The sequence below is a fragment of the Planctomycetota bacterium genome, from assembly GCA_026387035.1.
Classification (GTDB): Bacteria; Planctomycetota; Phycisphaerae; order FEN-1346; family FEN-1346; genus JAPLMM01.
The window spans coordinates 1-7672 of sequence record JAPLMM010000296.1 but is presented as its reverse complement, the minus strand read 5'-3'; the positions used below and the strand labels follow the sequence as shown (position 1 = coordinate 7672).

The following is a 7672-nucleotide window of genomic DNA, read 5'->3' as shown; positions in this document are numbered from 1 at the left end:
GAGGTCGCCCTCGTCCAGGGAGGGGAGGAACTGCTCGCTCATCGCGTCGCCCGCCGGGCCCGCTTTGACCATCATCATGACCTTGCGGGGCTGCTGGAGGGCCGCGCAGCACCCCTTCGGGTCGTAGGTGGCGTGGATGTTTTTGCCGGCGGCGGGGCCCTCGACAAAGTCCTTCGTCTTCGATCCGGTGCGGTTTAAAACCGCCACCGAAAAGCCCTTACTCTCCATGTTCAGGACGAGGTTCTGGCCCATGACGGCCAGCCCGGCGAGCCCGATCTGCTGCCTGGCCATTTGTGCTGCCTCCCGTCAGTTTGGGTTTCCAGAATCAAGGCAGGCATTTTACCAGGGAAGCCGGACGTGTCAAGGCGACGTGCCCGGCCGGCGAATCTCAGCCTTTGCACCCCGGGGGGTCTTCTCGGTATACTGGACCCGCCGACCGGCGAACGGGGAGCCGTCCATGCTTGCAGCCGCGACAGGCGAATTGAACCTCGTGATTCCGCTCTGGGGCAGCGTCCTTGTGGCGCTGGTGGGCGTGGTCTATCTGGTTTTCGGCAGCCGTTGGCCGAGGCTCTTCGACGTCCTCAGCATGACGGTCCTGGGATGCACGGCGGGCCTCCAGGTTTCGCAATGGGTTCCCGTCTGGCAGCCGCTCGTCATCATCGCGGGAGGCATCGCGCTGGGGAGTCTGACGGCGTTCTTCCGCACCGTCGCCCATGCTGTGCTCGCGGGATTGGTGTTGGCGGCAATCTTCGCGCACTTGGCCGCCTTGGCCTTGGGGCCTGGAGGATTCGCCTCGTATCTCGTCTTCGCGGTCCCCGACAGCAGTTACTCGATGCAGGTGAGCGGCCCGAACCTCGGCGAGGACGCGGTGCTGGCGGCCTGCCTCGTGGGGCTGGCGCTGGGGGCCGGTGTGGCCGTCACCCGGTTCGGTTTTAGCGAGCGGCTGGTCACGAGCGCCCAGGGCGCCGCGCTTCTGGTTCTGGCGGCCATCCACATTGCCGGGCTCTATCGCGAAACGGCGTCGCCCTCGCTCGCGCAAACGTTTCCGCTGACGCTGGCGGCCGGGTGGGTGTGTCTCGTGGGAATCGGACTGGCGGCCCAGCGCGCCGTGGCCAGCCCGGTCAGCGAAAAGGAACCGCCGGTCGAGGTCCGGCCGCGCAGCGGACGGCGCCCCGAGGGGTGAACCCATGCTTGCCGAAAACGCCGTGCACTCCGCCTGGGTGGGCGCTCCCGACGCCGTCGATGCCTCCGTCCAGGCCTTTCCGGAGTTTCTCGCCGGGATTCCGATCTGGCAACTGGTCTTCTTCGTCGTCCTTGGCTTGGTCAGCCTCCTGTACGGGCTGAAACTTTTTAAGGGGATGGTGGTCATCTACGCGGCGATGGCGGGAGTCGTGGCGGGCGTCGCGGCCGCGATCCGGTTCGGGGCGCCGGAACTTCTCGGAGCCGTCGTCGGTGCGGTCGTTTTTGCCGCGATCGCCTGGCCGCTTCTAAAGGTCGCGGTCAGCGTATTCGGCGGGATCGCCGGCGGCCTGCTCGGAGCGATGTGCGCCCTCTGGCTGAATGACCCCGTGTACGTTCTCATCGCGGGCTTGGTCGGCCTTGTGCTCGGATTCGTCCTGGGGTTTCTCCTCTTTCGCGGCGTCATCGTCTTCACCACGGCCGTGCTCGGGGCGCTGCTTGTCATCCTGGGGATTGTGGGGCTCGTGATGGCGGTCCCGAGCGCGCGCGAGGCGGTCATCGCGGGCGTCCAGGCACATCGCCATTGGCTGCCCGTGCTCGTGGGCGTGCCGGCGGCGATTGGGGCTGTCTACCAGGCGGTCCAGACGCGGACGGAGGGGACAGGGAAGGGGGAAAAATAGGCGGTCAGGCGTACTCCCCGGCGGCAGCGGGTGTCGCCATGTCGGAACCAATGAGAAATACGGATTTTTTTGACAGGATAGACTGGATGTGCTAGACTGTTCGTTCGAAATCAGGGAACCTCCCAGAGACAAAGGAGATGGCCATGTCATGGAAGCCGACTCGCAGGACATTCCTGAAGACTACGATGGCGGGGGGAGTGATTTACCTGGCTGCGGCCGGGTGCGAATTGCCCGCCACGCGCACTGGCCGCCTGGACCTCGTGAGTCCGGGTTGCCGGAAGTCCAAGGTTCGTGTGGCCAAGGTTTACCTGGGCAAACCCAAGGGGCTCTGGCCCACGCCCCTGCTCGACCTTAAGGAGGAGATGGCCCGGTACGAAACCCTGTTTGCCGCCATGAAGGGTCAACTGGCGGACGTGGACTTCGTCGTCAACGAACTGGTCACGGCGCCCGAGCAGGTCGGGGCGCTCAAGGACAAACTGGCCGGCGCCGACGGCATCCTGACGATTCACCTCTCCATGGGCATTGTGCCGATCCTCAAGGAAGTTCTGAGTGTCGGTCGGCCGACGGTCCTCTTTGCCGCGCCGTACTCCGGGCATGAGTGGACTGGCTTCGGCGCCCTGTGGAAGCAGAAGGAGGGATCGCTCCTGGAGTGCCTGCTGACGAGCGACACCGCCCAGTTGGCCGCCGCCATCCGCCCCTTCCGCGCCATCCACCACCTGCGCGAGGCCCGCATCCTGAACGTAACCACGCGCAACTTCGACGCCTACGCTGCGGCGGTTAAGCAGAAGTTCGGCACGGAGATCGTCCGCGTCAAAAAGGACAGCGTGTTGGCTGCCTACAACGCCGTGCCCGACGCTGCGGCGGAAGCGGAGGCCCAACGCTGGATCCGCGGGGCCGAAAAGGTTGTCGAGCCCTCCCGCGACGAGATCTTCAGGTCCTGCAAACTGGCGCTTGCCCTCGAGAAGATCATGAATGACGAGGGTGGCACGGTCATGACGATTGACTGTTACGGCAGCATGTGGCGGCAACTGCCGGCGTATCCGTGCATCAGCCACGCGCGCCTCAACAGCATGGGCCTCGGCGGCGTGTGCGAGTCGGACCTCCAGTCCTGCACGACGCATGTCCTGCTCCAGGCCCTCTCCGGCAAGCCCGGCTTCGTGAGCGACCCCACGATGGATTTGTCCACTCCCGGCATCATCTTGGCCCACTGCATGGGTTCGCCCGGCATGGATGGGCCGGATAAGCCCTTCGCCCCTTACCGGCTGCGCTCCGTGATGGAGCGGCAGGAGGGAGCCGTTCCGCAGGTCCGCATGCGCCTCGGCGAGAAGGTGACGCAGGCGGAACTCATCGGCACCGACCGCCTCATCTTCTTCACAGGCATGATCCTCGACACGCCCGACCTGCCGCGCGGGTGCCGGTCCAAAATCACCGTCAAGGTGGACGGCGACCCGGAGAAACTCTGGCAGAATTGGTCGCACGGGCTTCATCGCGTGACGTGCTACGGCAACCTGCGGGAGGACCTCCGCCGCTTCTGCCGCTTCACGTCCGTCGAACTGATTGACGAGGCGGCGGACCCGCCTGCGCCGAAGGCGTAAACACGGAATCCCGGGAAGCGCCTCGGCGCGGAAGGGCTACGCGAACTCCTTGGTGGCATCCGTGTTGCCGTACGAACCGATCCAGACGTCCTTCAGGTGAAGTTCCACTTCGGGCGACCCGTGAAAGTCCGAGACGTGGCAGGTGAATGCCACGCCGCACGAGCCGGCCCGCGTGAGGGCGTCCACCAAGTCGCCCATGTTCCAGCCGAGCACGCGGCGCGCCCGGCCGGCCTGCGTCAGGTGCATTTCCAGGTGGCTGCCCCGCCGGCCGAGGCGGCGCGCCGAACCGACCAGCCGCAGGTGCTTCGCCGCAAAGACAGGCCGCGGGTTTCCCGATCCGAACGGCCCGAAACGCTCGAGCGTCCGGGCGGTCGCCAGGTCGAGGTCCGCCAGGTCCGCCTCGGCATCCACGAGGACCTGCGGCGCCAGGTCGTCCGGCGTAAGGCGTTCGCGCGCCCAAGCGAGGAAGGCCTCGCGGAAGGCGGGGACGTCGGCGGCGGCGAGTTGGAGCCCCGCGGCCATCGCGTGGCCGCCGAACGTCCGCAGGTGCGTCGCGCACGCCGCAATGCCTTCGAACAGGTTGAACCGGGGGATGCTGCGGCCGGAGCCTTGGGCGTCCGGGCCGTCCACGGCGATGAGGACCGTCGGCCGCCAGTACCGTTCCACGAGGCGCGAGGCGACGATGCCGATGACGCCAGCGTGCCAGCCCTCGGCCGCCAGGACGATCGCCGCGTCGCGCTCGGGCGCGAAGGTCTCGGCGATCTGGGCCTCGGCCTGGTCGAGGATTCCCTTTTCGGTTTCCTGGCGCTGCCGATTCAGGCGGTCGAGCCCCTGGGCAATCGCCAGGGCGGCCTCGGGCCCCGCCGTGGTCAGGAGTTCGACGGCCTCGGCGGCGCTGCCCATCCGGCCAGCGGCATTCAGGCGCGGGGCCAGCATGAAACCGACGTGCCCGGCATCGAGGCGCTTGTCCTCGAGCCCGGCGACCTGGAGGAGGGCGGCGATTCCCGGCAGTCGGCTGGCGGCCAGTGCCCGCAGACCGAAACTCGCCAGGACGTGGTTTTCCCCGATCAGAGGCACGACGTCGGCGATGGTGCCGAGGGCCGCCAGACCCGTCGCGGCGATGAGAAACGCGCGGAACTCGTCGCTCACCCGGTCGCGCCGGCTCAGGCGCTGGCCGAGCGCCCACGCCAGTTTCAGCGCCAGCCCCGCACCCGAAAGTTCCCGAAACGGGTAAACCGACCCGGGCAGTTTCGGGTCCACCACGACGAGCGCCTCCGGGACGCGGCCGGGGTCCGGCTCGTGATGGTCGGTGATGATGGTGTCGAGGCCGAGGCCCTTGGCCTTTGCCACCTCGTCGGCGCTCGTGATGCCGCAGTCCACGGTCACGAGGACGCGGGCGCCCTCGGCGGCGAGGCGCTCGATGGCCTCGCCGTTCAGCCCGTAGCCTTCTTCGAGACGGTGCGGGATGTAAACGCGGACGTTGGCGTCGGCCAGGCGCAGCGCGTGCCAGAGGATTGCCGAGGCCGTAATGCCGTCGGCGTCGTAGTCGCCGTAGATGACGATGGGCTCGCCGTCGCGGGCGGCTTGGGCGAGACGGTCGGCGGCCGCCAGCAGCGCGGGCTCCGCCTCCGGAGGATGAAGTTGCGAAAGGTCGGGGGCGAGAAACTCCCGCGCGGCCTTGGGGTCCGCGAGGTTGCGATTTGCGAGGACCGCCGCCACGAGAGGCGGGACGCCGAGGTCCCGGGCCAGCAGGTCGGCCTCGGGCGCCGGCGGGCGGATCGTCCACGGTTTAGCCATCGCGGCCACCCTCGTCAGGGGTGTCGAAACCGATGCGGCGAAGGAAAGCATCAGATTCGCGCCAAAGGCCGAGACGCTGAATGTGATGGTGCAGGGCGTCGAGAAGCGCGCGGTTCCCCAAGTGGTCCCTCGCGCGCGGGTTGACGTGGTGAAAGTCAGCCTGATTCGTCACGCCGCCCCGGAACCCCATTCGCACGAGGGCCTGGGGAAACTCGAAGAACCCCCGGGGCCAGGCCCTTGCCGGACGGCCCAGGCCCGATGACCATCACGGCGAGGTCTGCACGGCGGGCCCAGAGAAAGGCGTTGCCCTCAACCAGGATGTTGGCGCCCCGGGGCAGGGCGGTCAGGAGCGTGTCGAGTCCCGCCTCCAGGCCGCGCGCTTCGGCTAGGAGCACCGCCGTGGAGACGGCGCCGGCATCGTGGAGCCGGCGGACCTCGGCATCGTCGGCGTCCATGACGACCCGGGATCCTTCGTCGCCGATGCGAGCGGCGTCGGCGTCGGGGATCTCGTCGGCCACGCGCACGCGGGCGGCATGCCAGCCCTCCAGCCGTGCGAGCAGAAACTCGGCGACGGCCGTCTTCCCGATTCCGCGCGCGATGCCGGCAATGCAGACAATAGCCATAGGAACCCCGCAGAATGTCACGACCGCGGCATTGTAACACGGGGCGGCGGGTCGGGAAAGACAAGACCACGTTTCTCTTTCACGTGCTGGACAAGGCCATGCCGGTCGCGTAGAGTAGAGGGTGTGTTGGGGTCGGTCGAGGCACGCGAGCGATGATCACCGTTACGAACCAAGTCCTCGAGCGGATGGTGGAGGCGATCGTGCGCGAAGTAGACCCGGAGCAGATCTATCTCTTCGGTTCCTATGCGCGCGGAGAGACCGGCCCGGACAGCGACGTGGACTTTCTCGTGGTTGAGCGTGAGCCATTCGGTCCCCAGCGCAGCCGGCTGGGCGAGATCACGCGGGTGCGTCGCGCCCTTTCCGCGTTTCGGGTTGCCAAGGACATACTCGTTTTCAGCGCGGAGGAGTTCGCTTACTGGAAGGACTCTCTGAATCACATCATTGCACGATGCCTTCGCGAGGGGCGGCTGCTGTATGAACGACCGTGAACACGCCGCAAGGATGCTGACGCGGGCGAGTGAAGACTTGGCCATCCTTGAGGAAATGCGGAATGCAATGCTGGTCAGACAGGAACGCGTGGAAAGGAGTGAGCGTGTATGGATGCTGAGGCACAGGCTGAGCTGCTAAGAATCGCCGGGCTGGGTCCAGCGGAGATTGGGGCGAGTGAGGAGAACGTCAAACAGAAGGTGGTTGTGCCCCTTCTGGAACTGCTCGGCCACAGAAAAGAGAACCTGCAATTCGAGTACCGTACACGCAGCGGTGGAAAGATTGACATATTCATTAAGGATGTTCCCCACGACTGTAAGGTGCTTGTTGATACGAAGAACTACGACGAGAGGCTAGACGAATATGTTGATCAAATCAGGGGTTACACATTTGATGAGAACCCGCTTCTCGCCGTCTTGGCGAACGGGGTCGAGATGAGGATCTATAGTCCGCTGCCCGGTGTTGCCTTTGAGAAATCGCTCTTGTACGTCATCAAGAGGGCTGAATTCTCGAAGGAAGGGCCGTGGGCTGTATTGCTTGGCCTCCTTGGTGCAGAGAGTCTGAGTAGTCGAGAGGTGCACACAAAACTGGCCGAGCGCGAGAAGGAGATCAAGAAGGCAATCTCGGACGAAGAGGAACTGCGGCACCAAGCCCGCGCAGAACTCGAGGGCATCAAGAGCGATGTTGACGCCAAGCAGGAGGAGTTGGAGCAAAAGCAAAAGGAGTTGGAGAAACTGAGGGCCAAGGCTGTGCAAGTGGAAGAGGAATTGCACGAGCAGATTGCCCGTGTTTGGGAGAAATTGGGTCTGCCTCTCGAGGGGCAGGCGTCTACTGAGGGGATTCGGGTGGAAGGAGAACAAGCAGGACGCGGCGGCAAAGCCAAAAAGGTTCGGCTCAAAGAACTGGTGGACCGCGGCCTAATCAGAGATGGCGAGAGCGTGTTTTTGTACTATCAGGGCCGGGGACGCATTGGAAAGGAGCAAGCTAAGGTTGTGGCTGCTGAGAACAAACTCAAGTACGGTCGGGACGGTCAGCACTACTCCGTTTCGGACTTGGCCGCACAACTCCTTAGGAAACACGGTGTCATAACTCATAAGTACCCCGTGCAGGGTCCCCTCTATTGGCAGACGGAGATGGGGAAGACGCTGAACGAACTTAATGAGCAAATCCGGCAGACGCGCGGCGACCGGGGCTGACGGGCGTGGCGCGTCACGGAGTTCCGGAGATGCAATACTTATCTCCGGCGCGCGGGCGGCGGTCCTATTTGAAATACCCCACGCCGCGCTGGAAGATCGCCAGGCCGTCGCCGGCC

The 7672-nt window shown here is 65.4% G+C and carries 8 protein-coding genes; 5 read left to right on the top strand and 3 right to left on the bottom strand.

The window, feature by feature from the left end; genetic code table 11:
• A partial coding sequence (locus NTX40_11305) for an NAD(P)-binding domain-containing protein (GenBank protein ID MCX5649661.1) occupies window positions 1–291 on the bottom strand: 291 nt, incomplete at its 3' end.
• A 166-nt stretch (window positions 292–457) separates the two neighbouring features.
• Here NTX40_11305 and NTX40_11300 point away from each other — a divergent pair.
• The 3 genes from NTX40_11300 to NTX40_11290 all read left to right on the top strand — a co-directional run bounded on the left by NTX40_11300 (window position 458) and on the right by NTX40_11290 (window position 3454).
• Window positions 458–1183 (top strand): hypothetical protein, encoded by a 726-nt coding sequence (locus tag NTX40_11300; GenBank protein ID MCX5649660.1) that lies wholly within the window; start codon window positions 458–460, stop codon window positions 1181–1183.
• A gap of 4 nt (window positions 1184–1187) precedes the next feature.
• Window positions 1188–1859: a hypothetical protein gene (locus tag NTX40_11295; GenBank protein MCX5649659.1), complete on the top strand. Its 672-nt coding sequence runs from the start codon at window positions 1188–1190 to the stop codon at window positions 1857–1859.
• 143 nt (window positions 1860–2002) lie between these two features.
• Window positions 2003–3454: a hypothetical protein gene (locus tag NTX40_11290; GenBank protein MCX5649658.1), complete on the top strand. Its 1452-nt coding sequence runs from the start codon at window positions 2003–2005 to the stop codon at window positions 3452–3454.
• Between the two features lie 36 nt (window positions 3455–3490).
• Here NTX40_11290 and recJ read toward each other — a convergent pair whose 3' ends face one another.
• On the bottom strand, window positions 3491–5251 hold the full coding sequence (gene recJ, locus NTX40_11285) for a single-stranded-DNA-specific exonuclease RecJ (GenBank protein MCX5649657.1): 1761 nt from the start codon (window positions 5249–5251) through the stop codon (window positions 3491–3493).
• A gap of 155 nt (window positions 5252–5406) precedes the next feature.
• Window positions 5407–5874 carry a hypothetical protein gene (locus tag NTX40_11280; protein MCX5649656.1) on the bottom strand — a complete coding sequence of 156 codons (468 nt, stop codon included), beginning with the start codon at window positions 5872–5874 and terminating at the stop codon, window positions 5407–5409.
• Window positions 5875–6026: 152 nt separating this feature from the next.
• On the opposite strand from NTX40_11280, the gene NTX40_11275 reads away from it, so the two are divergent.
• Window positions 6027–6362: a nucleotidyltransferase domain-containing protein gene (locus NTX40_11275; GenBank protein ID MCX5649655.1), complete on the top strand. Its 336-nt coding sequence runs from the start codon at window positions 6027–6029 to the stop codon at window positions 6360–6362.
• Window positions 6363–6470: 108 nt separating this feature from the next.
• Entirely contained in the window at window positions 6471–7556 is a 1086-nt protein-coding gene (locus NTX40_11270) for a hypothetical protein (GenBank protein ID MCX5649654.1), read from the top strand.
• Window positions 7557–7672 lie beyond the last annotated feature (116 nt).